This is a genomic window from Geobacillus sp. YF-1, from assembly GCF_052692335.1.
Genome location: NZ_CP199850.1, coordinates 759,305 through 786,159 on the forward strand (window position 1 = coordinate 759,305; position 26,855 = coordinate 786,159).

Sequence of the window (26,855 nt, forward strand, 5' to 3'; positions counted from 1 at the left end):
CGCTCCCCCATTGCCCAAAAGAAACAACCATTTTTCACCAGACATCTAAGTCATGTCGAATTTTGTCTGTCGAAAACGGTGGATGGCAGGAAGGAGGAAAGATACAATTTTATTGTAAAAAATAAGGTCCTTCACCAAAAGCTGTACTTGATTTTTTCATCACACATCTTACTGATGCATCCACGAAAGAACAGGAAATCAATCATTTTTTGCCTACACCTGTTCAGAGAAGTGCACCGTCTGTCAAGTACACGTTGTGGTGATGAACCAAAAATAATAGAAATAGGGAAGGAGAGCATATGAGAAACGTTTCTTTGCGAAGATGGTTAGTTTGGATGGTCGTATGGGCTTTAATGGTGTCAAGCATCCCGATAAAGGGATTCGCCGAAACGATCCAATCAGAAGTTGGCCGTATAGTGCCAAAAGAAGAGTCCCCCAAGGTGCCGGAAGCCCCGAAACGTCAACACAAGCCAGGGGAAATCGTGGAGATGAGAACCGCTAACACCAAAGTGTACGACAACGGTGATGGGACGTTTACCAAGAAGATCTACTTCGAACCGATTCATCGTAAGAAAAAGGGAGAGCCGCTATTTGAGGAAACATCTTCGAATTTAACGGACTCCGCGAGTGATGAGAACGGTGTGGAGACGGAGAACACCGTTTTGGAAACTACCTTTTACAAAAAAATGTTCAATGGAGAATACGCCACGTTTCGTTACAATGGACATTTTATCTCTTATTCGATTTTAGAGGCATCTGGGAATGAAGTGAAGCCGATCAAGGCGAAGGATGCAAAGGCTATCTATCAGAAAAAAGACAACAAAATTCTGCACAAAAACATTTTTCCAAACATAGACCTACAAAATATTACATTTAACGAGTCAACGAAAGAGGATTTAGTTCTTCATTCTTTTACTGGCTATCATATTTTCAAATTTCGTCTGAAAACAGATTTACAAGCAGACATCCAAGATGATGGATCCATTTTATTGACAAATAAAGAACATGAAAAGGTTTTTGAGTTGCCGAAACCTTTTATGGTGGATTCCCATGTTGATGAGCATTCTGGAGAAGCTCAACGGTCGGAGAATGTAAGTTATGAACTGCAAAAAGATGATGAAGGGTACATTTTAACGGTTAAAGCCGATCCCGAATGGCTGAAAGACCCTAAACGTGTATACCCTGTTTATATTGACCCGAGTACTTCCGTTCAGGTGTCTGCTGATGCATTTGTAATGAGCGCCTATCCGACAACCAACTATAGTTCCTCATCAAGTAAGTGGGATTCGGCGCAGGGACAATACGTTTTAAAGGTGGGGTATTATGATGGAACAACAGGCACTTGCTATGGATTTTTGCACCCGGATTTATCAAGCATCAAATATATGAATGTGACGAATGCCACGTTCCATGTCTATGTCACCCATTCGTATTATACGACAACGCCAACAGGGCTATGGCTCGATGCGGTAGACAGCTCATGGTCCGCGAGCACGTTAACGTGGAATAATAAGCCTTCCTCCACCAACATTGGCAAGGTGGATGTTGCAAGAGACCAATGGGCGCAGTTTGATGTCACGAATACAGTAAAACAATGGGCATCAGGGACAAAGCCAAACTACGGATTGAAACTTCATACGAATGGCAATGGACAAACGTATTGGAAAAAAGTTGTTTCCACTACGAACAGCAGTTATAAACCATATTTGTCCGTTACGTATACGATCCCCGTTCCCAATACGCCGACAGGAACGGCCTACAGTAATGGGGATGGCACAGGATATATCAATTTATCATGGGATCCGGTTCCTGGCGCTACGGGTTATAAAGTTTGGATTTATAACGGGAAATCGTATGAAGCGTTTGATGTAGGAAATGTCACTTCTTGGAGTACAAAAGGGAAAAAAATCTGGCCGACCCCTTCTGAAATTAGTGCCGGAAGATATGACCTGCACCAAGATCAGTTAGGGACGGAGCTTGCTGTCGATCCTTCCCCGGTCTATCGAAATTCAGGCGGAAGCTATCCGAATAGCAAGAACTACTGGTTCCGAGTCAGTGCGATTTTTCCTCAAGGCGAAAGCGCCATGTCTGGTGCGTATATGCCGACCATTCCGGATTTGGCGAAACCATCTGCTCCGACGGGGGTAAGTTATACAAACGGAAACGGAACAGGATATATTGACTTCAAATGGAATCCTGTGAGTGGCGCGACGGGATATAAAATCTGGATTTTTAATGGCTCCTACTATGAATCGCTAGATGTCGGGAACGTCACTTCTTGGACAACGAAAAACAAAAAGTATTGGCCAACATCTACGGAAATTCAAGCAGGTAGATATAAGTTGCATTTAAACGATGGTCTCGGCACGGAATTAGCTGTTAACCCTTCCCCGGTCTATGCCAATGCAGGAACAAAATACGAAACGGCTACCAACTACTGGATTCGAGTAAGCGCCTATAACTCTCAAGGGGAAACCGTCTTTTCGGATGCGTATATGCCTAGTATTCCGAACTTGCGAGTGCCGCCAGCGCCTTCGGGGTTTGCTTACAGCAACCAATTAGGAAGCAACTCGGGTTATGTCATGTTAGACTGGGAGAAAATCTCTGGTGCAACAGGATACAAAGTATGGATTTTTAATGGACTTTACTATGAAGCATTTGATGTAGGAGACGTGGACCATTGGACGACGCAAAATAAAGGAATTTGGCCAACTCCGGAGGAAATTCAACAGGGGGATTCCAGCACCTTAACATTGCATCATGATGGACAAGGATTGGAACTTCCGAAAGATCCTTCCCCAATGTATGCGAAAATGGGGACAAAATACGCCACAAGCACCAATTACTACTTCCGACTCAGTGCATACAATGCGGATGGGGAAACAGTATTTTCTAGCAATGCATTGACGGTGAAAATTCCGGAGGCGAATGAGTATTTAGGAAAGGAAGATTACTGGTCCATCATTGATGTTCCGTATGGCAGCGTGAATGCTGCTACCGGTAATCTGATTATAGACGAAGACGATGTTTCTATTTCCGGAAGAGGACCGGGGCTTGGAATCACAAGAACTTACAATAGTTTATCCACATCGGTTGGATTGTTCGGAAAAGGATGGCATAGCGATGCGGAAATGAATATCGTTGCCCAAGGAAATGAAGCAAGATTTACGGATGAAGATGGCACACTCCATATATTCACGAAATTATCCGACGGCACGTATAAAGCCCCGACAGGTGTTTACTTGGAGTTAAGCGAAACAACCAATGAATATATACTGACGACAAAAGATCAAACGAAAATCCATTTTCGAAAAAGTGATGGCAAGTTAACGAAAATCGTGGATGGACATGGGAATGCCACTATCTACAGTTATTCCAACGAAAAGCTAGTGTCGATTACCGATGCATCGGGCAGAAAACTAAGTATAGAGTATAACGCAAGCGGAAGAATCCAGAAAATTACCGCCCCAATGAATCGGACAATCACGTATGAGTATAACAACGACTTGTTAACAAAAGTAACCCAGACGGGCGGGGAAGTAACGAGATACCAATATAATGAACTTGGTCGATTAGAGAAAGTATTGGAACCGACGCATACGGAAGAAAAACCGGTCGTTAATCAGTTCATTTATAGTGGAGACAGGCTAAGCCAAGCGATTGATCCCGAAAATCGCATCTATACGATGAACTATGACCAAACAAAACGACAACTTGTCGTAACGCAACCGAATGGCCGTAAAATTCAGTATACCTTTAATGAAGCAGCGAATCCTATTCAAATCATTGAGGACGTAGATGGCTTAAAAATTACGACAAGCTACGTTTATGAGGGAAATAATTTAGTAGAATCACGGGATCCGAATGATCAAAATGCAGCGAGTCCTACTGAATCATATACGTATGATGCCAATGGGAATGTGTTAACGGCGAAAGATCGTTATGGTACGGAAACATACGAGTATAACCAAAACAATGATGTCATCTCCATGACAGATACGGAAGGCGATACAACCACGATTGCCTACGATGGCTTAAATCCTGTTTCTGAAACCGATCAATCGGGAAAAACGTCTTCTGTATCGAAGTACGACGCCTATGGAAATATCATTGAAGAGAGCGACACATTAGGCAGTGCCACGAATTTACTCTCTAATAGTGGCTTTGAACAAGGAATCACCGCTTGGAATCTGCTCAGTCATTATGATTCTGGGCAATTACTGGAAGACACGAATGTCTATAATGGATTGACAGGGAGAAAAACGTTAAAAATTGTCGCTGACTCTACTTCGCCTAACACAGAACTTGGCTATGTAGCGGCTACCCAAGAAATCGCAGTGAAGCCGAATACCACGTACACGTTAAGTGGGAAGATCAAAACGAATTTAAAGAAAGCCAATGCCTTTTTCAATGTTCAATTCCTGAATAGTCAAAATCAAACGATTTCTTGGGCGGATAATCGTTATAGCCAACTGACAGGCACAAGACCTTGGACAGAGCGGCAAGTTACGTTTACTACTCCTTCGAATGCAGCCAAAATTCGCGTCTACTTAGAGGTCGATCATAAGTCTCCCGATGCTTCCGGAGAAGCCTGGTTTGATAATGTTCAATTGGAAGAAGCGCAGGTTTCTTCCAGCTACAACCCCGTTGTAAATAGCAGTTTTGAAGGAACCACGGCGAATTGGGGTGGAACAGGCGGAAGCGTAGATTCTACGCAATCATTTGATGGAGGGTACTCACTAAAAATATCTAGAACAAGCACCACGCAATCGGCAAGTGAGTATAAGCAGACGGTGATCGTGGGTCAAACTTCAAGCGATACGCCGCTTCGTCTTACACTCACAGGTCTTTCCAAAGCGCAGGATGTCAAAGCCAATGGCACTGTGAGCGCAAGCGATTATTCCATTACGGCTAAAGTATACTTTGTGGATGGAACGACCGAAACGTACACCGCTGATTTTCCGATCGGCACGCAAGATTGGAACCGGACTGCCATTTCCATCAATCCGTCTAAGCCAATGGACAAAGTGGACGTATCCGCTATTTTCCGCGGAAACTACACGGGAACGGTATGGTTTGACGCGATCCGGCTCATGGAAGGAAACGTGGTGACGAAAAACAAGTATGATGCAAGCGGAAATGATGTCACGGAAGAAGTGGATGAAGAAGGCTATGTGGCGAAAAAGAATTATGATGCCGTAGGAAACCTGTTAAGCGAGTATGATAAGAAAGGAAACAAGAAAGAGTACACGTATGATTTATCGGATCGCTTAAAACAGCTGTTGTTAGCGAACGGTACTTCCGTCAACTACGATTATGACTTGAATGGCAATATGACTTCAAAAGTCATTCGAACCAGCGACGGCCAGTCTCAAACATTTGCCTATTCTTATGATGCGACCGGTAAACTCATTAAAACCGTCGGTCCGCTGAATGATGTGACCACCAATGAATATGATGCCAATGGAAATAAAATCAAAACGGTCTTGCCGAAAGGAAATACAATTCAATGGACGTACGACGGAACGGAACGGGTCGACACGATTTCTTACAATGGAGTTCCATATTACAAATTCCGTTACGACAAAAACGGAAACGAACTTTCTGTTCAATATCTAAAAGATGGCACCACCAAAACAAGAACATTTGATAAAGCAAACCGGCTGACGGAACTGTCAGACCGCGGTGGGCTGCAAAAATGGCTGTACCCAACCACATCGGATAAATTGCAACAGTTCATGTTCTCTCATGGGTCCTTTAGCCAAACGATCAATTACCAATATAATAAATTGGATCAAAATACGGTCGTCCAAGATGGAACGTATACGTACCGCTTTGACTATGACGAGAGAGGAAACGTTCGCACCTTCACGACAGGAAACCGAGCCGGCTCGACCTTTACGTATGATGACCGCGGCTTAGTGGAAAGCGTTTCGGTCGGTACGGCGGACGGAACAGAAATTTTATCGGAAACGTACCGTTATGACGAAAACGGCAATCGGATAGAAATCGCCACCCCGACCGGCGCGAAGACGCTCTATCGTTATGACGCCTTAGATCAACTAGTGGAAGAGCAATGGCCGGATGGAACGACGATCGCGTATACGTACGATGGATTCGGGAATCGGACGAAAATCGTGAAAACGAAAGACGGACTATCCACGACGATCACGGCTGATTATAATGCGGCGAATCAGTTGGTTCGTTTCGGCGATGAAACGATCACGTACGATGCGAACGGCAACCGATTGGAAGACGGCCAGTATCGATATGAATGGAACGAAGCCGACCAGCTCGTCTCCATCACAAGAAAAGGCGAAAGCGCGCCGTTTGTGACGTACAAATATGATGAAGACGGCCGCCGTATCCAAAAGACTGTGAATGGCGTCGTGACGAACTACCATTACCAAGGCGACAGCCTCAATGTCTTGTATGAAATCGACGCAAGCGGAAATGTGGTACAATCGTATATATACGGAGAAAACGGGCAACTCCTTGCCATGAAAAAAGGCGGGGCGACGTACTTCTACCACTACAACGCCCATGGCGATGTCATCGCCTTAACCGATGCACAAGGAAACATCGTGGCCCGTTACCAATACGATGCGTGGGGGAACGTTCTTTCCCAATCGGGCGAGATGGCAGCCGAAAACCCATACCGATATGCGGGATACCAATATGACCAAGAAACAGGTTTATATTACCTGATCGCCCGTTACTACCATTCAACGCATGGCGTGTTCCTGTCGCTCGACCCAGACCCAGGCGATGCGGATGACATCTTGACGCAGAACGGGTATACGTACGCGAACAACAATCCGGTGATGTTGGTCGATCCGGATGGGCATTTTCCTTGGTTGTTAATTAATGCAGGATTGGCGGCGTATGAAGGGTATAAGGCGTATAAATCAGGAAAAGAATGGAAGGGTATTGCGTTTTCCGCTGCGTTCGGTTTTGTTGGTGGAGGAAGATTAAAGGCAGCGAAAGAAATAATTTCGATTACTTACGCTAGGCGCAAAGCTGTTCAGGAAGCATGGGCTCTTGAAAGGCAATTAATTATTAAAACTGGAAAAGGAACGAGAAGATGGAGTAATAAAAGGAAAGCTGAGATCATTAAGACAGGTAGGGCAAAAGGATTTTACGGTCATCATATTAATAGTGTATCTTCTAGACCTGATTTAGCAGGTAACCCTGATAATATAAGGTTTGTTACATTTAGAGAGCATTTTGCGCTTCATAGCTTTAATTGGCGTAATAAAACAAAGGGTAAATTAATAAAAAGAAGATGGCTACTAAAACGTAGATAATTTTATTCGGAGGAGTTGCCATGTTAGATAGACCTACTTTATTATCGAAGTTATCTGCTTGGAAAAAAAAGGGATATAAAAAATTGAGAAATGGTACAGAATTAATAGCTATTTTAGATCCTGTAAATATGCCAGATTATTGGTTTCACGCTATTTACGCTCCTTTAACCCAAGGTGAAATTGACGAATTCCAGAAAGAGTTAGAACTGCATTTTCCAAAGCCGTACCAAAAATTATTACTACAGTTTAATGGTATCCGTCTTTTCGGTTTAGAACTATTCATATTTGGAAGAGAGCAATTCACAAAAAATATGTCCTACGACGAACAAACAAATCAACCTAAAGACTTAGAGGACGAAAGAAGCTGTTTAATAGGAGACATTCCAAACGATTTGTTTTACTTTGCTCGAAGGAGGGAAGATACATTTTTCTTTTTGAACTCTCAAGAAAAAGTATTAGGAGTAGATAATGAAGGATATCTAGTTGGGGAATGGTATGATATCAATGAATGGTTTAAGGCACAAATATTAGAATTAAATAATAAGTATACCGTTGACATTTAAGAGAAGAGGGGAATAGGGGAAGTGTTTGATAATAGTCGAAGAGAAGTATTATCATTCATTGCGTCAATGAATAAAAGAGAATTTAAATTTGAGAGTGTGGAAGTTTATATTTTTTCACCAGATGAAATAGACAATGCGCAAATAGGCTATTCTATTGATTTAAGGGGCAACTCCCTGACAGGAGAGAATAAAGGGGACTGGAAGGGAGCTTGGTTGGTTATTGGACATGATTTGGAAGTAGGGGATCCTATTTTTGTAGATTTATCTTCCCCTAACTATCCAGTTTTCACAGCTAAACATGGTTTGGGTTACTGGGAAGCCGTGTTACTTTCTGAATCATTATTCCTATTTTTTACAGGTGATGAATTAACTAATGATATTACTTAGATTCTTTGATAACTTACAGGATTCCTCGATGATGTATAAAATTTTGTGTAAAGCATTTTGCTAGACCAAAAGAAAAAGGTAGGGTATTCTCTGATTTGGCCAAAAATCTTAGAGAAAGGAGAACCCTACCTATGTCTAAAAGTATACCGAATGTAGACTGGGCAAATCAACTAGAAAATACCATTCGTCAAATACTGTAAATTAACAAAATAGGGGGATTGTCCCTTTCCCCACAGGAGACTGAATATTCAGTCTCCTGTGGGGAGGAAACAGCCCCCTCTATTCCAAATCCATTTCAGAGATACCCTATCTATCTTGCATTACACAAAATTCTTGACGGTACCCAAGCGTCACATAGTATTTATTGACTAAGAATAACAAGGTTGTGTATGTAGGAAGAACTAAAAATGTTGTTAGTCGGAGAAGTGCCCATAAACTAGGGAAACATCGAGATGCAACGTTTAATGTTGTAAAATCGAATCTGACTTATGCAGAAGCTAAGGGATTAGAGCATAGATTATATCTAAAATATGGTGGGAAAAAGAAATTGAGAAATGTTATTAGACCAATAAGCCGCAAGAATAAAAAGTATAAATATTACATGAGCGTATCTATATAAATTGAATTAAAGATTTACAACTGAACACACAAACGATCGACCGTTTGTTCTGGTTTCTGGTTGATTCTCTGAATAAAGGCTTGGACATTCTTTCTAATTTCTTGCACAGTCGAATAGAACACGTTGTAAATCACGTCTGATTTCAGCCATTTCCATAACCCTTCAATCAAATTCAATTGCGGACTGTATGGTGGCAAAAAGACGAGCTCTAACCGATCTTCGTGTTCTTTTAAAAAAGGCTGAATGAGTTTGGCATGGTGAATTCGAGCGTGATCTAAAATCATTACCATTTTGCCTGTCGGATAGCGTTCTAACACAAGTTGAAGAAACCGAAGAAATGTTTCTGCGTCATAGCGTTCTTCTTCGATGCAAAATACATCCCCTGTTTCGTAGTTCAACGTGCCAATCAGCTTCAGCCCTTGATGTTTTCCAAACGTCGGAATGATTCGTTGTTTTCCTTTGACAAACCATGTTTTTTGAATCGCTTGGTAATCACGAATCATCGATTCATCTTGAAAGAGGACATGGGCGATGTTCCCATCTAACAGTTTTTTTTTACTTCAGGGAAGGTGATTTCGACGAATTCTTTTTGTTTCTCTTCATCGGCATTGGCTAGTGTATAGGTGGGTTTCGTATAGCTTAGCCCTAACCGATGCAGAATGTTGCTTGTTCCACGAGGCGTGTATGCTGGTCCCCACTTTTGTTGAATGAGTTCAGCGATGATCGCAAGCGTCCAGTTATATTTTGCTTCGAATCCCACATCTACGGGGAGCTGATGTTCAATAATCCAAGCCAGCTCTTTTTCCTCATCAGGACTCAATCGACGTGGGGCGCTAGGTGAGTATTTCATCTCCAAGCCATCAAGACCGCGCTGGGCGTAGGCATGGATATAGTTATAAATCGTTTTCTTGGATCGACCAATAATCGTTGCGATTTCTCCTTTTTTGTATCCCTGCAAATGAAGATAAATGGCTTGGTAGCGTTCATATGCTCGTTTACTTTTCGCTTCTTTCATGGCAGTGGACAACTTTTCGATCTCGTCTTTGTGATTGGGCATCGTATTTTCTCTCCGTTCTCCTATTTTCTCTTTTATTTTATTCGCTGTGGAACGGGAGAAAACCTTTATTTCAATTTATATAGAAATGCGTACAGATCATTAAGGTAGTTGAGGGGATCATAATGAAGGAAAAAATACTAAAGTTACATGAGGTACCTACTTCTAATCTTAACGAAATTAACGATGTTACATTAAAAGAAATTGAGAATAGAATAATGGAGGCTATCAATTTTGACAATAGAAAAATACGTGATCTAACAATAACAGAAGTAAAAATAAAGTTTAAAAAAAACAGGAGCAAATATTTTAAAGAAATTAATCAAGGAGATATTTTTGAAACTGTAGATGAGCATTTTTCATTACAATAATTTCCATGCCCTAAGAGACAAACAGGGGACCCCTTAGGCGACATGGAGCTGTTTTTTGATCACATCAATGGGAATATCTTGCTTCGCGGCATCGTAGATGAACTCGACGACGCTGTGCCCTTTCCGAGACCGAAGAAGCTCCAGGCCGGAAGAGAGGTCTTGCTGAGATTCGGCGATGCTGTATACGCAGGCGAACAGCACCACGGCCCAATACCGTTTCACCGCCCGAATGTGACGAACACGGTACCCATCGAGCTTCAGCTGGTCTTTGGCCTGCCGGAAAAAGCATTCGATCGTCCAGCGCTGGGCATAATAACGCAAGATCTCTTCATCGCCTAGCTCCCGGTCGGTGCTCAAGACGACATGGAGATGATCTGGCGTCATCGGTTCATCCGCCTTCCAAGCCAGCAGCACCACCGCGTCATCGAGGCCATGGATCGCTCCCTCGTAGCGATACACGCGGTAACGCTCCTTCCCCACCGTGACGAGGTGGGTGTCGTTGGGCTCGATATAGCGGGCGAACTTCTTCGCTTGGATGGCGATACCTTTCGGATAGAGAATCCGGTTCGTCTTGAGCATGGCGATGACATGGAATCCTTGTTTCAGGCAGGCTTCGATGAGCGCTTGGGACGGATACCACGAATCCATGAGCACATACACCGGCTGAGCCCGTTTCCCCTTGAGCGAGGAAAGCATCTCGATCGCTAGGTCGATCTTGCTTCTTCCCGCCGTCTTGTCATACAGACGAAAGGCGAACGGGAACGCTTGCGAGAAAGTATGCACCATCAGCCAAACGAGCGAATGCCCCCAAACGGATTGATGATCTTTGTGCGAGTAGTGCCAATCACACCCTTGAATGGCGCGGGCAGCCCGTGACGAAGGCTTCGTTTTTTGGCAAATCGTATCATCAATCGAAACAAAAAGGGGTTGATTCTCCTGTTTGGCGATTCGCTGGATGCGATGAAGGATCCATTGCTGGAGTTTGCGAAGCAACGTCTCTTCATCCCAAGGGCTTTTCGTGAAAAAATGGCTGAGCGTGGTTCGATGATTGGGATGAAAACTCCAGTGATGGACATCGGTCAATGTTCCCGAAAATCCCTTGGTAGTCAAGGCATCCACAATATGAACGAGATGCTTGATGACCGGTTTCGAGAAATAAAGCGCCAATCCCAGCGTCATGAAAAACTTGTGGATTCCTTGATGATGTGCTAATCTATTCATGAGACATGAACCTCCTTGTGGGTAGTTTGAGCACATCTATTTTACTCAAGGAGCTGGGTTCATGTCTCCTTTTTTGTTTAGCTGTCAATTTATGTTAGCAAATTTGCTCATCTACAGTTTGAAATTTATTTGCGGGACATTAGTAAATATGTGTACGGTATTGTTGTATCGGGGGAAATAAACAAAAATAAGGATGAAGAGATTTTAATTGGTTATTTGAACAAATTCTCTCCCACAGCGCTTCTAATAGATGAAATTTTTCAGTTGGTCAAGCAAAGGAATTTTTTATTCATTGCAAATACAGGAATTAGCGGTATTAGGGAACGTAGGTGGAGATTTGTTACTAATTACTCCGATAAAGTATTTAGTGATGAAGAGCTAAGAAAGATACCATATAAGGCCTATTTTTTAGATAAGTATCGTAAGAGTGTCGGGGATAGTGTAAAAGAAATCGCAGAATGTGAAGTGATTTCGAAACAGGAAGCCGATAAGATTCCTAATCCTCTTGGGATTGTTGGTGAGAAAGCGATTGAAAATTTATTAATTGAAAAATTCCAAGACACTACTTGAACGAGGGTGCAATCTTTTTGCTAAATTCTATGATCGAATCGTAAGGACGTCTTCCAAATATTTCTCAGTGAGAGGTTATCCGAGAATTTCTACGGTAACCTCTTTTTGTTATAAAAATAGGACGAAGACGGCCGCCGCATTCAAAAGAACGTCAATGGCGTCGTGACGAACTACCATTACCAAGGCGACAGCCTCAATGTCTTGTATGAAACCGACGCAAGCGGAAATGTGGTACAATCCTATGTATACGGAGAAAACGGCCAGCTGTTGGCGATGAAAAAAGGCGGGGCGACGTACTTCTACCACTACAACGCCCATGGCGATGTCATCGCCTTAACGGATGCACAAGGAAACATCGTGGCCCGTTACCAATACGATGCGTGGGGGAACATTCTTTCCCAATCCGGCGCATTGGCGGACGAAAACCCCTACCGATATGCGGGGTACCAATATGACCAAGAAACGGGTCTCTATTACTTAATTGCCCGGTACTACCACCCAGAACAAGGTGTGTTCCTATCCTTGGATCCAGACCCGGGGGATGCGGACGATATCCTCACGCAGAATGGGTATACGTATGCGAACAACAATCCAGTTAGGTTTGTGGACCCGGATGGACATTATGCTATAGGAGTTTACTTTATTCTAGGAATTGGAGAAGTAGCATTGCTATATACATGCTCATTGAAAACTTAACATTTGACTTCTCCTGCAACGAGCTTCCTCCCCCATGGCGCAGCCTGCGGGTTGAGCCTACAAGATTTTTAGAGGAAATGATACAATACAGCGCTTAGGGTGTGCAGGATAACGGAGAGGTTAACTCTTCATGTTGCATGTATATAGTAACAGGTATGGTGGTATTAGGTGGAATAACCTACAAAGTGGGGTCCTAGCTGGGAAAACGAGCAAAAGAGTGCTATTTAAAAGCTCAAAATAATAAACAAGTGAGGAAGAGAATAGAAGGTTTAGAAAAACAAATAAAAAAACACCACGTGTGTTGATTAACCAATAATATCCATAAAAACATAGAAAAAAAAGCACCTTTCCTGTAGAATGTAAGTAACCACACAAACAAACCCAGGAAAGAGGTGCTCTCTATGAACAAGCATACCACACTCCCGAATTTGATGCAAAAAATTGTGTCAGACGAAGACATTCAAACCATCACAGAAGCAGTCGGTTATCACGACTCATCTCGTAAATTTACCGTACGTACGTTAATCGACTTTTTCCTTCTCGCGGCTGTCCATGAGTGGAAGAGTTTTCGTCATGGTGCTGATGTGGCGCCCACTTACCAATTGCCGCGTTTTCATTATTCGACGGTGGCAAACAAGGCGAAGGAGATTCCATATGAAATCATGAAGCGTTTGTTTGCACTGATCGTTTCGAGGTGTAACCGCCAAACACGGCGATCTCTTCGATTCCCGAAACCTCTTCGCATTGTCGATTCGACAACGGTGACAGTCGGAAAGAACCGCCTATCATGGGCGCCTGATCATGGGGAACGGTCAGGGATGAAACTGCATGTCGCTTATTCTCCTGAATACCAGTTACCAATGGATGCCATAGAAACAACCGGTCTACGCCACGATGGTCCTGTCGGGGAAGCGTTGACACATCCGAAGCAAATTCTTGTGGAAGATCGGGCGTATTTTAAAATCGAACGGATCGACCAATTTGCGGAAAATGGACAACTTTTTGTCATTCGCATGAAAGAAAATGTAGAGATTCATCGTCGTCACCGTTTACAGCGTCTTGTTTCTTCCGATTCCAATGTCATCGCTGATTTTACTTGTCAGCTAGGAACGAAGCAATGCCGTTCGAAGAAACGTCATCGAGTGGTCATCTTTCGTGATGCCCATGGAAAGGAGATTCGCGTCGTAACGAATGTCTTTGACGTATCGGCAGAAAAGATTGCCGACATGTATCAAGAGCGTTGGGCAGTCGAGGTCTTTTTTCGATGGATCAAGCAATACTTGAATGTACCTACCTTATTTGGGACAACAAAAAACGCCGTCTACAATCAGCTGTTCGCGGCGTTCATTGCCTATGTGTTATTGAGATGGCTATATGACCGAACAGAGAAACGAACGCAAACCACCCTCACGTTCATTTCTTTCGTTCGTCGGGTTTTATTTGGGCAACTTCCTCTCGATTGGAAATCAGAGATGGTAGCTGTCTTATTTGAGCATGCCCATTTTTACGGGAGAAGTATTCATAATTTTGGATAATCAACAGCCGTGAAAAAACACAAAGAAAAAATATCTAAAAATCCAAATTCAACAGCAGTCAAACACTGGGAAAAGGAAATAGAGGCTTGGGAGAAGGAGATAGCTAGATTGAAAAAGCGTCTAAAAAAGTAGAGTAGGGTGGGAGCAAAATTGAAAGAGATACATTTAGAACAATTAATGAAAAAACTCTCTCTCATTTCCCCTAGGAGGGAGAAAGACGAATTAGCGATAGATTTATATGATATTTATGAGAGCAGTCAGAACATAGAAAAACTGTTAAATGCGATGATTGACTCTCAACAGGATAAAGAGCAATTGATCGACACATTGATTGAAATAGAGGTAGAACTTGATCATATTAACTGGCATTACAACAGTTTCAAAAAACAACTGAAATCATTATTAACGGATTAATTGCAAGTACACGTATGAACTTTATTCGATCGTTGTTTGCAGACGGCACGTCCGCCAACTATGGGTAGAAAAGACGAGAGCACGCCGTTTGTGACGTACAAATACGATGAAGACGACCCGCGCATTCAAAAGACTGTGAATGGCGTCGTTACGAACTATCATTACCAAGGCGACAGCCTCAACGTTCTGTATGAAACCGATGCGGATGGAAATGTGGTAAGATCATATATATACGGAGAAAACGGCCAGCGGTTGGCAATGAAAAAAGGCGGGGCGACGTACTTCTACCACTACAACGCGCATGGCGATGTCATCGCCCTGACGGATGCGCAAGGAAACATCGTGGCCCGTTATCAATATGATGCATGGGGGAACATTCTTTCCCAATCGGGCGAGATGGCAGCTGAAAACCCATACCGCTACGCTGGATACCAGTATGATGAAGAGACCGGGCTGTACTACTTGATCGCCCGTTATTACCATCCAACGCATGGCGTGTTCCTGTCGCTTGACCCAGATCTAGGCGATGCAGATGACATCTTGACACAGAACGGATATACGTATGCGAACAACAATCCAGTGATGTTGGTAGATCCGGATGGGCATTTTGTATGGATGGCCATCAATGCAGGATTTGCGGCGTACGATGGGTATAAGGCCTTTAAAAAAGGCGGTTGGAAAGCGGCGGCGATTGCCGTTGGTGTGGGATTGGTTGGCGGTGCGGCGTTTAAAGGTGCCAAAATTGCCTATAGGGTGTATAAAGCGAGACGGGCTCAAAGGTTTTTAGGAAGATTGAATTTACAGTTTTTTGCTTCGGTAAGTAAGAAATCTGTACTTAAAGGAGCAATGTTACCAACTAAAGGTAAAATAAGATACGTTCCGCCGAAGAATTGGACACCATCTCAACCACTTCCGAGGAAAGGTGGGGGATATATAGATAGATTCGGAAATATTTGGACCAAAGGACCTTCTAGAACTAAAGGAGAACCATATGAGTGGGATGTACAATTATCAAAAAGAGGGAAACAAATGCTGGGACATTTATCAAGGGATGGTTCACATCTTAATGTTTCCCTTAAAGGAAGGATAACTCATTAAAAATCTTCCTAGCGTATGAGAACTCATGTTAGACTAAGAACTGCTTGGAAGCTATGCCCTCCAGTATAGGGGATCAATGAAAAGATTATGTAGGGGAGATGTTCAATAGATGCCAAGGGTATAGAATTTACAGGCAGTCAATGTTATGGAGGAGATTAGAGTGTCCTCGATGATTCTAGAATCGTTTTCAAGGACATTCAAACATCTAAAGCGCCGATGTTTTTGATTCATGGGAGGCACTTGTTCCTCTCGTGAATCATCTTGTAGTATACGATGTCTAAAGAGTAATTGGATAAAATAGAGGATCGTATGAAAAGACTTTCTTGAACTTACTGTAAGGGGGGGGGAAACTTGCTTATTCGATCATATTTATACACTCAAGATAAAAATGAATCTTTTTCAATTATAGAAAATGTAATAAGTGTATTTAAGGGGAATTTTACAAAGTACACCATTTTAAAAAACGAACCATATTGGAAAGATCCCAATTTATTTGTGGTAGAAGTGAAACTAAGCACCTACACAAGTTTTTCGATAGAAGATATAGAAGAAGGGTTGAGAAGCATTGCTGATAAGTGGCTTTATTTTGGAAATCCCGTTGATGAAGCATTGGCTTCAGATACAATGGAAGGTTGTCGGTTTCTAATAACAGGGGTTAAGATGATCAACATTTTTATTTAACATATCCACTGAGAAGTCTCCCACCCCTTAACAGAATGTAGGTGGGAGAAGCACATTTACAATAGATGAGCAAATTCAATAACATAAAATTGCATCTTAGTAACTGTAGATGAGCAAATTCGCTAACATAAATTTACAACTAAACAAAAAAGGAGACATGAACCCAGCCCCTTGAGTAAAATAGATGTGCTCAAACCCATTCACACAAGGAGGTTCATGTTTCATGAATCGATGAGCACATCATCAAGGAATCCACAAGTTTTTCATGACGCTGGGATTGGCGCTTTATTTCTCGAAACCGGTCATCAAGCATCTCGTTCATCTTGTCGACGCCTTGACGACCAAGGGATTTTCGGAGACATTGACGGATGTCCGGTACTGGAGTTTTCATCCGAATCATCGAACGACACTGAGCCACTTTTTCACGAAAAGCCCTTGGAACGAGGAAAAACTGCTTGAGAAGCTGCAAGAATGGATCCTTCGCCAGATCGAACGCCTGGCCAAACGGGAGAATCAACCCCTTTTTGTTTCGATCGATGATACGATTTGTCAAAAAACGAAACCTTCGTCACGGACCGCCCGCGCCATTCAAGGGTGTGACTGGCATTTCTCTCACAGCGATCATCAATGGGTCTGGGGGCATTCGCTCGTTTGGCTGATGGTGCACACCTTCTCGCAAGCGTTTCCGTTCGCGTTTCGTCTCTATGATAAGGCGGCGGGAAGAAGCAAGGTTGACCTAGCGATCGAGATGCTTTCTTCGCTCAAGGGGAAGCGGGCTCAGCCGGTGTATGTGCTCATGGATTCCTAGTATCCGTCCCAAGCGCTCATCGAAGCCTGCCTGAAACAAGGATTCCATGTCATCGCCATGCTCAAGACGAACCGGATCCTCTATCCGAAAGGCATCGCCGTCCAAGCAAAGGAGTTCGCCCGCTATATCGAGCCCAACGACACCCGCCTCGTCACGGTGGGGAACGAGCGTGATCGTGTCTACCGCTACGAAGGCGCGCTCAACGGTCTTGATGACGCGGTGGTGCTGCTGGCTTGGAAGGCGGATGAACCGATGACACCGGATCATCTCCATGTCGTCTTCGACACCGACCGGGAGCTGAGTGACGAAGACATCTTGCGTTACGATGCCCAGCGCTGGACGATCGAATGCGTTTTCCGGCAGGCCAAAGACCAGCTGAAGCTCGATGGGTACCGTGTTCGCCACGTTCGGGCGGTGAAGCGGTATTGGGTCGTGGTGCTCTTAGCCTGTGTATACAGCATCGCGGAATCTCAACAAGACCTCTCTTCCGGCCTGGAGCTTCTTCGGTCTCGGAAAGGGCACAGCGTCGTCGAGTTCATCGATGACGCCGCAAAGCAAGAGATTCCCATTGATGTGATCAAAAAAACAGCTCCATGTCGCCTAAGGGGTACCCTGTTTGTCTCTCAGGAAATGGAAATGACTGTAATGAAAAATGCTCATCTCTACAGTAAGTATTCTAAAGATAGGGAGATGTCTACACATGATTCGAGTTCAAGTATCTTGCATAGCTCTTTTAAATGATAAGATTGTCATGATAAAAAAAAAGGATAAAACTTCGGCAGTACATGGCTATTTTATTCCTCCGGGTGGTCATGTAGAATTACATGAGACTCTAGAACAAGCTTGTAAGAGAGAAATGTTTGAGGAAACTGGTTTAATAGTCGATGATTTAGAATTACGTGGTGTGGTTTCGTTTATAGCACATACAAGCGATTACCACTCTGTTTGCTTTTGGTATATGACAAGAAATGTAAAGGGGAAATTAGAACTAAAGGAGCCAGAGAAATTGAAACCATATCTAGTTGAAATAGAAACATTATATTATAACAAGGAAGTGACAGATTACCACAGAGCTTTTATAAAAGAAATTGTTGAAAAAGGAAATTTTCTAAATGGGATAGTTGAATGGTGTAAACCAGATAACTCTATAAAATGGAGTATATTGAAAAACGTACCTAAAAACCATGAGTCTCCCAGATACAATAAGGAGCATTCCTGTTAGAAAGGTTTTCAGGGACTTGGAAGAAAAAAGCCCCCTTGGTATGGTGCAGGGTTACACAAACACCAACATCAACCAAGGAGGGACTCTATTATGAATTGTACACACAAAAAAATTGAACAAGTCACTCATATTAGTGATTGGAATCGACAGCGTCAAGCGCAAACATGACGCCTGTATGATAGAGATGTGCGAGGCCGTGTGCTGATGGTGGTAGAGAAAACGCCGTTTACGATGGACATTGCGAATCAGACGATAGGGGGCGAATGGAGCGTTATCGGCAAAGCGAGACGCTCAAATGCCCACAGAAGCTTGTCGAAAAATATTTTTTGACACCCCTAAGATGCCAAGAAACCTTGATATATCAACATTTTTAGAGGGAAGGGATCTTTATATTATCTAATAAGGATAAAATGGTCGGTGCTTTAAAGAAAATAGTAGTCCCAGAACTAAGAAGCAGGGGATTTAAAGGGGCTTTTCCTCATTTTAGGAAGCAAGAAGGTCAGTTAGGTTATCTGCTATCGTTTCAATTTGATAAATGGGGAGGAGGATTTATAATAGAAGTTGGAGTAGCAAGGGTTAATAAGGAAGGAAACGTGATCGTTGATGGTATAGTTCGACCATTTCAAAAGATGAATGCTTTTCACTTAAACAATCGTTTTAGAATAATGAATAATAAAAATGGGGATAAAGATTGGTTTAAATTCGATAACGAAAACCAAAATTTAGAGGAAACAGAATTTATTCGCATAGCTAAGAGTGTTTTACCATATTTGGATGTTGCAGAAAATTGGTTTGAAAAAATAAAGCAAAAGCAAACAGCACGATAGAGCCAATCTAGGCGGAGGCTGGTGATTTAGTGTAAAATGTTACTGATCCCATCAATTTCTCAATTAGAGAAACTTTGTAGAATCCGCTTTCTTTTTTGAATGAAAATGCCGCCGATCCGGGGTGTGACAGCGGTTTTTCACCGGCCTTCTAGGCGACCTGCTTGCTTTATAGCAGTGTCGTCTTTTTTATAACAATTTAGCTAAGCTATTGACTCAAGAAAAAGTAGTAATAAGATGGTATGGTTGGTGATACAATGTCATTTTGGGAAAGCATAAGGAACAAGGAAACAGTTGTTTTAAGTGATGATGCAATCGATTTGTTAAGTGATGTGCTCTTAGAAATCAAAAAAATTTATCAAGAAGATTTAGAAAGAATGCCAACGGTAGCTGAATGGGAAGCATTGATTATGGAGGCAATGCAACTTGATTCAAATATAGCGGAACAATTAGAGGAAATGGAAATCACAGATGTAAAATTTAAATTGAAAAAGAGAAAAAAGGACCCTAACATTGAACCTGGTATTGTATTTGCAATCCCGCTTAAAGAAATTGAAAAATATGCTTATGGGTTAGTAGTAAGAGGAGAAGGGCTAAAGGATGACATTTATATACAATATTTTGATATCTTTACTAATGAAGTATTAGATATAAAAACCTTTAGTCATCAATTTGAAAAACTTTCTGTTCTATATACGATTAACAGTGGAATATATGGAATCGTTAATAAAGAATGGATAATTATCGGGAAATTGTCTAAAGGGAAATTCAATCCTGAAGAATATGAGTTACCGGATTTTGTGTTTTACAATGGCAAGGAATATTTTGTGAGTCGAGGGGATGCGAATACACCAATAGCAGAATTAGAGCCTATTTCTAAAGAGGAAGGGGAAAAAATAAAAAATCCAATTGGTCTAATTGGCAGTAATAATATAGCGGAAATGCTTATTAATTCTTACTATGAGAAACAAAATCAAAAATGTACTTAGCCTTTTGGTCGTGATTTAAGGGATAACTTTTTTCTTGTACAGTGAAGACGTACCCATTCAAAAGACTGTGAATGGCGCCGTGGCGAACTACTATTTACCAAGGGGCGAGTGATTAGTATGAATCAAAAGAAATTAGTTGCTTTATTAAATGAAATGTGGGCTGCCGTAGTCAAAAGTTTTCATATTGATATTTTATCTCACACGATTAGTCTAAATGTGAAAGTAGTTGATAATGAGAAAGATGATAAGATTGTGTTCAAAGGTGTTTCCTCTTTTTATTTCGTAGAAAACTCTGGAGATTCCCGCTTGAACCCTGTTGATCCAGAAGATGGAGATTACATTGAGCTAACTTCAATTGATTATTATAAGAATGGTATAGGTAAAATTCATATCAGTTCGTCAAAAGAAATTTGGGTTGGTGAATACTTTTCTTCAGCTAACTTTGTACTTGAATTTTGGGAGGCACTATTATTTATTGAAGCTAAAAGTATAGTGATCAATAGAGAGGAGTTTCTAGTAGATTATCCAGTTAATTAAAGTGCAAAGTTAAAAATTTTTGATTGATTAATATTGCAAAATGGGCGGTCACATCTATATAGGGCAGCCCTTGAAACGGAATGTAGGTGGGAGAGGTTCATTAAAAGGAAGTGAAAAAATGACTGTTATAAGGGATGTTCAACTTTCTATTCCAAGTGATATAAACTATTTTGATCATACTGTAATAGTTGACGATGATACTGGTGAGACAAGCCCCTTTACCGATTATAGGCAAAGCAAGTCCGCCATCTTTCATTATGAAACAAGATGTATTACGTCACTTTATACTCGTTTTTTGCCCGAAATTCATACAGATGGGGAAAAGGGAATTATCATTCAATGCGTACCGGATCTATCTAAATTAAGCGAGAAAGAAATGGAAATGGTACCCGATTTTATTACTGTTTATGTTGAAATGGATTATAATCACTGTAGATGAGCATTTTTCATTACAATAATTTCCATGCCCTAAGAGACAAACAGGGGACCCCTTAGGCGACATGGAGCTGTTTTTTGATCACATCAATGGGAATATCTTGCTTCGCGGCATCGTAGATGAACTCGACGACGCTGTGCCCTTTCCGAGACCGAAGAAGCTCCAGGCCGGAAGAGAGGTCTTGCTGAGATTCGGCGATGCTGTATACGCAGGCGAACAGCACCACGGCCCAATACCGTTTCACCGCCCGAATGTGACGAACACGGTACCCATCGAGCTTCAGCTGGTCTTTGGCCTGCCGGAAAAAGCATTCGATCGTCCAGCGCTGGGCATAATAACGCAAGATCTCTTCATCGCCTAGCTCCCGGTCGGTGCTCAAGACGACATGGAGATGATCTGGCGTCATCGGTTCATCCGCCTTCCAAGCCAGCAGCACCACCGCGTCATCGAGGCCATGGATCGCTCCCTCGTAGCGATACACGCGGTAACGCTCCTTCCCCACCGTGACGAGGTGGGTGTCGTTGGGCTCGATATAGCGGGCGAACTTCTTCGCTTGGATGGCGATACCTTTCGGATAGAGAATCCGGTTCGTCTTGAGCATGGCGATGACATGGAATCCTTGTTTCAGGCAGGCTTCGATGAGCGCTTGGGACGGATACCACGAATCCATGAGCACATACACCGGCTGAGCCCGTTTCCCCTTGAGCGAGGAAAGCATCTCGATCGCTAGGTCGATCTTGCTTCTTCCCGCCGTCTTGTCATACAGACGAAAGGCGAACGGGAACGCTTGCGAGAAAGTATGCACCATCAGCCAAACGAGCGAATGCCCCCAAACGGATTGATGATCTTTGTGCGAGTAGTGCCAATCACACCCTTGAATGGCGCGGGCAGCCCGTGACGAAGGCTTCGTTTTTTGGCAAATCGTATCATCAATCGAAACAAAAAGGGGTTGATTCTCCTGTTTGGCGATTCGCTGGATGCGATGAAGGATCCATTGCTGGAGTTTGCGAAGCAACGTCTCTTCATCCCAAGGGCTTTTCGTGAAAAAATGGCTGAGCGTGGTTCGATGATTGGGATGAAAACTCCAGTGATGGACATCGGTCAATGTTCCCGAAAATCCCTTGGTAGTCAAGGCATCCACAATATGAACGAGATGCTTGATGACCGGTTTCGAGAAATAAAGCGCCAATCCCAGCGTCATGAAAAACTTGTGGATTCCTTGATGATGTGCTAATCTATTCATGAGACATGAACCTCCTTGTGGGTAGTTTGAGCACATCTATTTTACTCAAGGAGCTGGGTTCATGTCTCCTTTTTTGTTTAGCTGTCAATTTATGTTAGCAAATTTGCTCATCTACAGTAATCAATATTTCTCTCTTACGGATGACTTGGAAAAAAAGAAAATGGCATTAGAAGTGTTACAAGAGGGTATGGAAAAACTTGCTGATGAGCGAGGATGGGATAAGCAAGTTTTTCGTGAAATATACAACAAGATAAAAGAATTAAATTACAAAAATACATTTATCTATAAGAAAAAGAGCAGTCCTAATCGTAGATATATATGTAGCCACGAGTGTTGATTATCCAAAATTATACATACGCCTTCCATAAATTTGGGCATACTCAAACAAAGCAGCGGCCATCCCGGATTTCCAATCGAGAGGAAGCTGCCCAGAGAAAAAACGGCGAACGAACGAAATGAAGGAAAGAGAGACGTTCGTCTGTTTTTTGGTTTGATCATACAGCCATCGCAGCAACACATACGCGATGAACGCCGCAAACAGTTGGTTGTATACCGCATTTTCCGTCGTGCCAAACAAGGTCGGGACATTCAGATATTGCTTCACCCAACGGAAAAAGACCTCAACAGTCCAACGTTGTTGGTACATGTCGGCAATGGTTTCCGCAGACGCATGGAAGAGGTTCGTCACGACCCGAATGTCGCGGCCATTCGCATCTCGAAAGATCACCACCCGGTGACGCTTGGTGGAGCGGCATTGTTTCGTCCCCAACTGGCACGTGAAGTCGGCTTGAACCGATGAGGATGTGCTGGAAAGGCGTTTCAAGCTTTTTTTCTGATGGAGTTCGATGTTGTCCTTCATCCGAATGACAAAGAGCTGATGTTGCTCCACAAATCGATCGAGGCGTTCGATTTTGAAATACGCCCGGTCTTCCACCAGCACTTGTTGAGCGTTCGTCAACTGTTCTCCCACCGGGCCATCATGACGCAGTCCGATGGTTTCCACCACGTCTGCCGGCAACGAGGATTCCGGCGAATACGCGACGTGCAGCTTCACCCCGGCGCGTTCGCCGTGATACGGCGCCCATGGCAGGCGGTTTTTCCCGACCGTGACGGTCGTCGAATCCACCACCCGAAGCGGTTTGGGAAACCGAAGCGAACGGCGGGTTTGGCGGTTGCACTTGGAAATGATCAACGCCAACAAGCGTTTCATGATGTCATAGGGAACTTCTTTCGCTTTCTTGGATACAGTTGAATAATGGAATCGCGGCAATCCATACAGAGGCCCCACATCGGCTCCGTGGCGAAAGCTTTTCCATTGATGCATGGCGGCCAGCAGGAAGAAGTGAATCAACTCGCGCAACGTAAAGGTTCGAGACGAATCACGATACCCAACCGCTTCGGCAATCAGTTGAATCTCTTCATCCGAAACAAGTTTTTGCATCAAATTCGGGAGTGTGGTATGCTTGTTCATAGAGAGCACCTCCTGGGTTTGTTTGTGTCGCTACTCACATTCTACAGGAAAGGTGCTCTTTTTTCTATACCCTTTGGATTTTATTGGATAATCAACACGCCTGATATGTAGCATTATATGTGAACACGAAGTCTCTTATGTAGATATATATTTAGAAATAAAACGTCAAAAAGGAAATAAGGTTTTAAAGAAAGAAAGATTAGTAAGAGTAGACAGACCACACGAATCTTTTTATTGGAGATATTTAGGTGATTTAATGTGGACGTTAAATCATAAGGTGACGTTTACTGATCGTTTACATCATTTCGGGTGGGTTGTAACTTTTTTAGAAAAAGAAAACGAAACACAAATTATATGGAAAATAAATAAAGTGTCTTATCTTTCTTCATAAACACAATAAAAAAAGGAAAAGATGGAGGATAAATCTAGATTTAACGTGGTGGAGCTTATGAGATATACATTTTTAAAAGGGAGAGGTTCCATTGTCATCGGCACCACATTACCTGATTCCGATCCAAGCAAAGCTTGATGATTTACGTCGAATTTCCCAATCACAACATATACGAGTATTTGTAAGTTGTTCGGATTTAGATCCTGACTATCGAGAAGCTTTTCGCTGCACGCAAGTCGTACTGCAGGTGAATCATCAGGAATGTTATGTAGTGACGGCGGAACAAACAGAAATCGCTTATAAAGCGGAGATTGACCATCTGTTGATCAAAAAGGAAATAGAAATGCCAACATTACAATCGTTCAATCCTAAAGAGAAATTAGAGTTCATCCAGATAAAAGAAATGCAATCTCAAAATGGATTTCAGCTTAGCACTTTTTTAGAGGATGCATACTATTATAAAACGAACTCTAATAAGCTCGATTTCACTTTTGAAGCAGGAGCAGCACTTATGTTCGCCAATCATAATGAAAAAATTTTCATTAGCCTTGGAAACACTCCGTATGTGCTCCTTACGACCTCAAACATTGAGGATATTCATACGATTTTATTAAAAAGGGAGTTAAAGCCTTATACATTACAGATAAAACCTAGTATTTAAAAAACAAGTTAACAGAAGAAGATTTTTCCATATATTTCCTCTCTATAAAAAGAAAGGGGTTATATATTTGAATGCTGACAAATTAATATTTACTAAATATTATGAAATTAAGGAATTGGGTGAATGCCAACCTATATCTGTAGACTTGGGATTAAAAGACGATATATTGATACTTTATTTACATGAAAATACTACTGGCAATCCCTTTTTATATAAAATAGTCCATTTAGATAATGGAGAGAAGCGATTGTATGAAGTCGTTGCAAATAAAGAATTACACTTCTTGCAGTTAATAGAAGATAACTATCTACTAATCTGTGGTTACTTAGCACATGACCAAGAAAATAATGCATTTATATATGACAAAAAAGGAAATTTATTAAAAGAATTTTGTGTAGGTAATGGAGTAAATACATGTAAAGTAGATCAAGATCACCATATATGGATTGGTTATAGTGATGAAGGAATTTTTCATGAAAGTGAAATAGGAAGTAAGGGCAGGCGTGTTGATTATCCAATAAAATCCAAAGGGTATAGAAAAAAGAGCACCTTTCCTGTAGAATGTGAGTAGCGACACAAACAAACCCAGGAGGTGCTCTCTATGAACAAGCATACCACACTCCCGAATTTGATGCAAAAACTTGTTTCGGATGAAGAGATTCAACTGATTGCCGAAGCGGTTGGGTATCGTGATTCGTCTCGAACCTTTACGTTGCGCGAGTTGATTCACTTCTTCCTGCTGGCCGCCATGCATCAATGGAAAAGCTTTCGCCACGGAGCCGATGTGGGGCCTCTGTATGGATTGCCGCGATTCCATTATTCAACTGTATCCAAGAAAGCGAAAGAAGTTCCCTATGACATCATGAAACGCTTGTTGGCGTTGATCATTTCCAAGTGCAACCGCCAAACCCGCCGTTCGCTTCGGTTTCCCAAACCGCTTCGGGTGGTGGATTCGACGACCGTCACGGTCGGGAAAAACCGCCTGCCATGGGCGCCGTATCACGGCGAACGCGCCGGGGTGAAGCTGCACGTCGCGTATTCGCCGGAATCCTCGTTGCCGGCAGACGTGGTGGAAACCATCGGACTGCGTCATGATGGCCCGGTGGGAGAACAGTTGACGAACGCTCAACAAGTGCTGGTGGAAGACCGGGCGTATTTCAAAATCGAACGCCTCGATCGATTTGTGGAGCAACATCAGCTCTTTGTCATTCGGATGAAGGACAACATCGAACTCCATCAGAAAAAAAGCTTGAAACGCCTTTCCAGCACATCCTCATCGGTTCAAGCCGACTTCACGTGCCAGTTGGGGACGAAACAATGCCGCTCCACCAAGCGTCACCGGGTGGTGATCTTTCGAGATGCGAATGGCCGCGACATTCGGGTCGTGACGAACCTCTTCCATGCGTCTGCGGAAACCATTGCCGACATGTACCAACAACGTTGGACTGTTGAGGTCTTTTTCCGTTGGGTGAAGCAATATCTGAATGTCCCGACCTTGTTTGGCACGACGGAAAATGCGGTATACAACCAACTGTTTGCGGCGTTCATCGCGTATGTGTTGCTGCGATGGCTGTATGATCAAACCAAAAAACAGACGAACGTCTCTCTTTCCTTCATTTCGTTCGTTCGCCGTTTTTTCTCTGGGCAGCTTCCTCTCGATTGGAAATCCGGGATGGCCGCTGCTTTGTTTGAGTATGCCCAAATTTATGGAAGGCGTATGTATAATTTTGGATAATCAACACTCGTGAAGTAAGGGA

General features: G+C 42.7%; 21 protein-coding genes and 3 pseudogenes. 20 read left to right on the plus strand and 4 right to left on the minus strand.

Features of this window, described 5'->3' with window-relative positions:
- The first annotated feature begins 1,037 nt into the window (after positions 1-1,037).
- From ACTVIM_RS03845 to ACTVIM_RS03855, 3 genes are read left to right on the plus strand one after another with little or no spacing between them, the layout of a single operon-like run.
- Positions 1,038-7,307, plus strand: coding sequence for a DNRLRE domain-containing protein (locus ACTVIM_RS03845; RefSeq protein WP_445614300.1), 6,270 nt, complete (start codon positions 1,038-1,040; stop codon positions 7,305-7,307).
- Between the two features lie 20 nt (positions 7,308-7,327).
- On the plus strand, positions 7,328-7,870 hold the full coding sequence (locus ACTVIM_RS03850) for an SMI1/KNR4 family protein (protein ID WP_445613697.1): 543 nt from the start codon (positions 7,328-7,330) through the stop codon (positions 7,868-7,870).
- Positions 7,871-7,891: 21 nt separating this feature from the next.
- Positions 7,892-8,257: a hypothetical protein gene (locus ACTVIM_RS03855; protein ID WP_445613698.1), complete on the plus strand. Its 366-nt coding sequence runs from the start codon at positions 7,892-7,894 to the stop codon at positions 8,255-8,257.
- 633 nt (positions 8,258-8,890) lie between these two features.
- Here ACTVIM_RS03855 and ACTVIM_RS03860 read toward each other — a convergent pair.
- A protein-coding gene (locus tag ACTVIM_RS03860; protein ID WP_445613699.1) for an IS630 family transposase occupies positions 8,891-9,933 on the minus strand; the annotation gives its coding sequence in 2 pieces (ribosomal slippage) (positions 8,891-9,430 and positions 9,433-9,933; 1,041 coding nt in all).
- A gap of 122 nt (positions 9,934-10,055) precedes the next feature.
- Here ACTVIM_RS03860 and ACTVIM_RS03865 point away from each other — a divergent pair.
- Positions 10,056-10,301: a hypothetical protein gene (locus ACTVIM_RS03865; protein ID WP_445613700.1), complete on the plus strand. Its 246-nt coding sequence runs from the start codon at positions 10,056-10,058 to the stop codon at positions 10,299-10,301.
- A gap of 33 nt (positions 10,302-10,334) precedes the next feature.
- On the opposite strand, the gene ACTVIM_RS03870 is transcribed toward ACTVIM_RS03865, so the two are convergent.
- The gene (locus ACTVIM_RS03870) at positions 10,335-11,522 is read right to left on the minus strand and encodes an IS701 family transposase (RefSeq protein WP_445612376.1); all 1,188 of its coding nucleotides are present in this window, start codon (positions 11,520-11,522) and stop codon (positions 10,335-10,337) included.
- A 150-nt stretch (positions 11,523-11,672) separates the two neighbouring features.
- Here ACTVIM_RS03870 and ACTVIM_RS03875 point away from each other — a divergent pair, with 150 nt between their 5' ends.
- The 12 genes and pseudogenes from ACTVIM_RS03875 to ACTVIM_RS03930 all read left to right on the plus strand — a co-directional run bounded on the left by ACTVIM_RS03875 (position 11,673) and on the right by ACTVIM_RS03930 (position 21,335).
- Positions 11,673-12,092, plus strand: a complete 420-nt coding sequence (locus tag ACTVIM_RS03875) for a hypothetical protein (RefSeq protein WP_445613701.1) — start codon at positions 11,673-11,675, stop codon at positions 12,090-12,092.
- Positions 12,093-12,212: 120 nt separating this feature from the next.
- Positions 12,213-12,788: pseudogene (locus ACTVIM_RS03880) on the plus strand (RHS repeat-associated core domain-containing protein); the annotation flags it as partial.
- 401 nt (positions 12,789-13,189) lie between these two features.
- Entirely contained in the window at positions 13,190-14,323 is a 1,134-nt protein-coding gene (locus tag ACTVIM_RS03885) for an IS4 family transposase (RefSeq protein ID WP_445613702.1), read from the plus strand.
- Between the two features lie 177 nt (positions 14,324-14,500).
- On the plus strand, positions 14,501-14,737 hold the full coding sequence (locus tag ACTVIM_RS03890; RefSeq protein WP_370454555.1) for a hypothetical protein: 237 nt from the start codon (positions 14,501-14,503) through the stop codon (positions 14,735-14,737).
- A 66-nt stretch (positions 14,738-14,803) separates the two neighbouring features.
- Positions 14,804-15,835 (plus strand): annotated as a pseudogene (locus tag ACTVIM_RS03895) (polymorphic toxin type 17 domain-containing protein); the annotation flags it as partial.
- A gap of 351 nt (positions 15,836-16,186) precedes the next feature.
- A complete protein-coding gene (locus ACTVIM_RS03900) occupies positions 16,187-16,516 on the plus strand; it encodes a hypothetical protein (protein WP_139788030.1) in 330 nt (109 codons plus the stop codon).
- A gap of 265 nt (positions 16,517-16,781) precedes the next feature.
- Positions 16,782-17,928: pseudogene (locus ACTVIM_RS03905) on the plus strand (IS701 family transposase).
- Between the two features lie 96 nt (positions 17,929-18,024).
- The gene (locus tag ACTVIM_RS03910; RefSeq protein ID WP_445613704.1) at positions 18,025-18,546 is read left to right on the plus strand and encodes an NUDIX hydrolase; all 522 of its coding nucleotides are present in this window, start codon (positions 18,025-18,027) and stop codon (positions 18,544-18,546) included.
- A gap of 410 nt (positions 18,547-18,956) precedes the next feature.
- Positions 18,957-19,373, plus strand: coding sequence for a DUF4304 domain-containing protein (locus ACTVIM_RS03915; RefSeq protein WP_445613705.1), 417 nt, complete (start codon positions 18,957-18,959; stop codon positions 19,371-19,373).
- A 254-nt stretch (positions 19,374-19,627) separates the two neighbouring features.
- Positions 19,628-20,359: an immunity 26/phosphotriesterase HocA family protein gene (locus ACTVIM_RS03920; protein WP_445613707.1), complete on the plus strand. Its 732-nt coding sequence runs from the start codon at positions 19,628-19,630 to the stop codon at positions 20,357-20,359.
- 117 nt (positions 20,360-20,476) lie between these two features.
- Positions 20,477-20,896, plus strand: coding sequence for a YxiG family protein (locus ACTVIM_RS03925; protein ID WP_445613709.1), 420 nt, complete (start codon positions 20,477-20,479; stop codon positions 20,894-20,896).
- Between the two features lie 70 nt (positions 20,897-20,966).
- The gene (locus ACTVIM_RS03930; RefSeq protein WP_445613711.1) at positions 20,967-21,335 is read left to right on the plus strand and encodes a hypothetical protein; all 369 of its coding nucleotides are present in this window, start codon (positions 20,967-20,969) and stop codon (positions 21,333-21,335) included.
- 52 nt (positions 21,336-21,387) lie between these two features.
- On the opposite strand, the gene ACTVIM_RS03935 is transcribed toward ACTVIM_RS03930, so the two are convergent.
- The gene (locus tag ACTVIM_RS03935) at positions 21,388-22,575 is read right to left on the minus strand and encodes an IS701 family transposase (protein WP_445612376.1); all 1,188 of its coding nucleotides are present in this window, start codon (positions 22,573-22,575) and stop codon (positions 21,388-21,390) included.
- Positions 22,576-22,636: 61 nt separating this feature from the next.
- Here ACTVIM_RS03935 and ACTVIM_RS03940 point away from each other — a divergent pair, with 61 nt between their 5' ends.
- On the plus strand, positions 22,637-22,912 hold the full coding sequence (locus ACTVIM_RS03940; RefSeq protein WP_445613712.1) for a hypothetical protein: 276 nt from the start codon (positions 22,637-22,639) through the stop codon (positions 22,910-22,912).
- Here the strand turns inward: ACTVIM_RS03940 and ACTVIM_RS03945 are convergent, their stop codons facing one another.
- Positions 22,913-24,046 carry an IS4-like element IS5377 family transposase gene (locus ACTVIM_RS03945; RefSeq protein WP_015375695.1) on the minus strand — a complete coding sequence of 378 codons (1,134 nt, stop codon included), beginning with the start codon at positions 24,044-24,046 and terminating at the stop codon, positions 22,913-22,915.
- 482 nt (positions 24,047-24,528) lie between these two features.
- On the opposite strand from ACTVIM_RS03945, the gene ACTVIM_RS03950 reads away from it, so the two are divergent.
- The 3 genes from ACTVIM_RS03950 (at position 24,529) to ACTVIM_RS03960 (ending at position 26,833) form a co-directional block, all read left to right on the plus strand.
- Positions 24,529-25,098: a hypothetical protein gene (locus tag ACTVIM_RS03950; protein ID WP_445613714.1), complete on the plus strand. Its 570-nt coding sequence runs from the start codon at positions 24,529-24,531 to the stop codon at positions 25,096-25,098.
- 67 nt (positions 25,099-25,165) lie between these two features.
- Entirely contained in the window at positions 25,166-25,669 is a 504-nt protein-coding gene (locus tag ACTVIM_RS03955) for a hypothetical protein (protein WP_445613715.1), read from the plus strand.
- A 30-nt stretch (positions 25,670-25,699) separates the two neighbouring features.
- On the plus strand, positions 25,700-26,833 hold the full coding sequence (locus ACTVIM_RS03960) for an IS4-like element IS5377 family transposase (RefSeq protein WP_015375695.1): 1,134 nt from the start codon (positions 25,700-25,702) through the stop codon (positions 26,831-26,833).
- The last annotated feature ends 22 nt before the right edge of the window (positions 26,834-26,855 follow it).

Bases quoted from the DNA above. Each gene is read 5' to 3' on its own strand.
- ACTVIM_RS03945 (WP_015375695.1), bottom strand. From the start codon at position 24,046: ATGAACAAGCATACCACACTCCCGAATTTGATGCAAAAACTTGTTTCG.
- ACTVIM_RS03935 (WP_445612376.1), bottom strand. From the start codon at position 22,575: ATGAATAGATTAGCACATCATCAAGGAATCCACAAGTTTTTCATGACG.
- ACTVIM_RS03890 (WP_370454555.1), top strand. From the start codon at position 14,501: ATGAAAAAACTCTCTCTCATTTCCCCTAGGAGGGAGAAAGACGAATTA.
- ACTVIM_RS03850 (WP_445613697.1), top strand. From the start codon at position 7,328: ATGTTAGATAGACCTACTTTATTATCGAAGTTATCTGCTTGGAAAAAA.
- ACTVIM_RS03885 (WP_445613702.1), top strand. From the start codon at position 13,190: ATGAACAAGCATACCACACTCCCGAATTTGATGCAAAAAATTGTGTCA.
- ACTVIM_RS03940 (WP_445613712.1), top strand. From the start codon at position 22,637: ATGTCTCCTTTTTTGTTTAGCTGTCAATTTATGTTAGCAAATTTGCTC.
- ACTVIM_RS03845 (WP_445614300.1), top strand. From the start codon at position 1,038: ATGGTGGATTCCCATGTTGATGAGCATTCTGGAGAAGCTCAACGGTCG.
- ACTVIM_RS03925 (WP_445613709.1), top strand. From the start codon at position 20,477: ATGAATCAAAAGAAATTAGTTGCTTTATTAAATGAAATGTGGGCTGCC.
- ACTVIM_RS03870 (WP_445612376.1), bottom strand. From the start codon at position 11,522: ATGAATAGATTAGCACATCATCAAGGAATCCACAAGTTTTTCATGACG.
- ACTVIM_RS03865 (WP_445613700.1), top strand. From the start codon at position 10,056: ATGAAGGAAAAAATACTAAAGTTACATGAGGTACCTACTTCTAATCTT.
- ACTVIM_RS03960 (WP_015375695.1), top strand. From the start codon at position 25,700: ATGAACAAGCATACCACACTCCCGAATTTGATGCAAAAACTTGTTTCG.
- ACTVIM_RS03915 (WP_445613705.1), top strand. From the start codon at position 18,957: ATGGTCGGTGCTTTAAAGAAAATAGTAGTCCCAGAACTAAGAAGCAGG.
- ACTVIM_RS03920 (WP_445613707.1), top strand. From the start codon at position 19,628: ATGTCATTTTGGGAAAGCATAAGGAACAAGGAAACAGTTGTTTTAAGT.
- ACTVIM_RS03910 (WP_445613704.1), top strand. From the start codon at position 18,025: ATGATTCGAGTTCAAGTATCTTGCATAGCTCTTTTAAATGATAAGATT.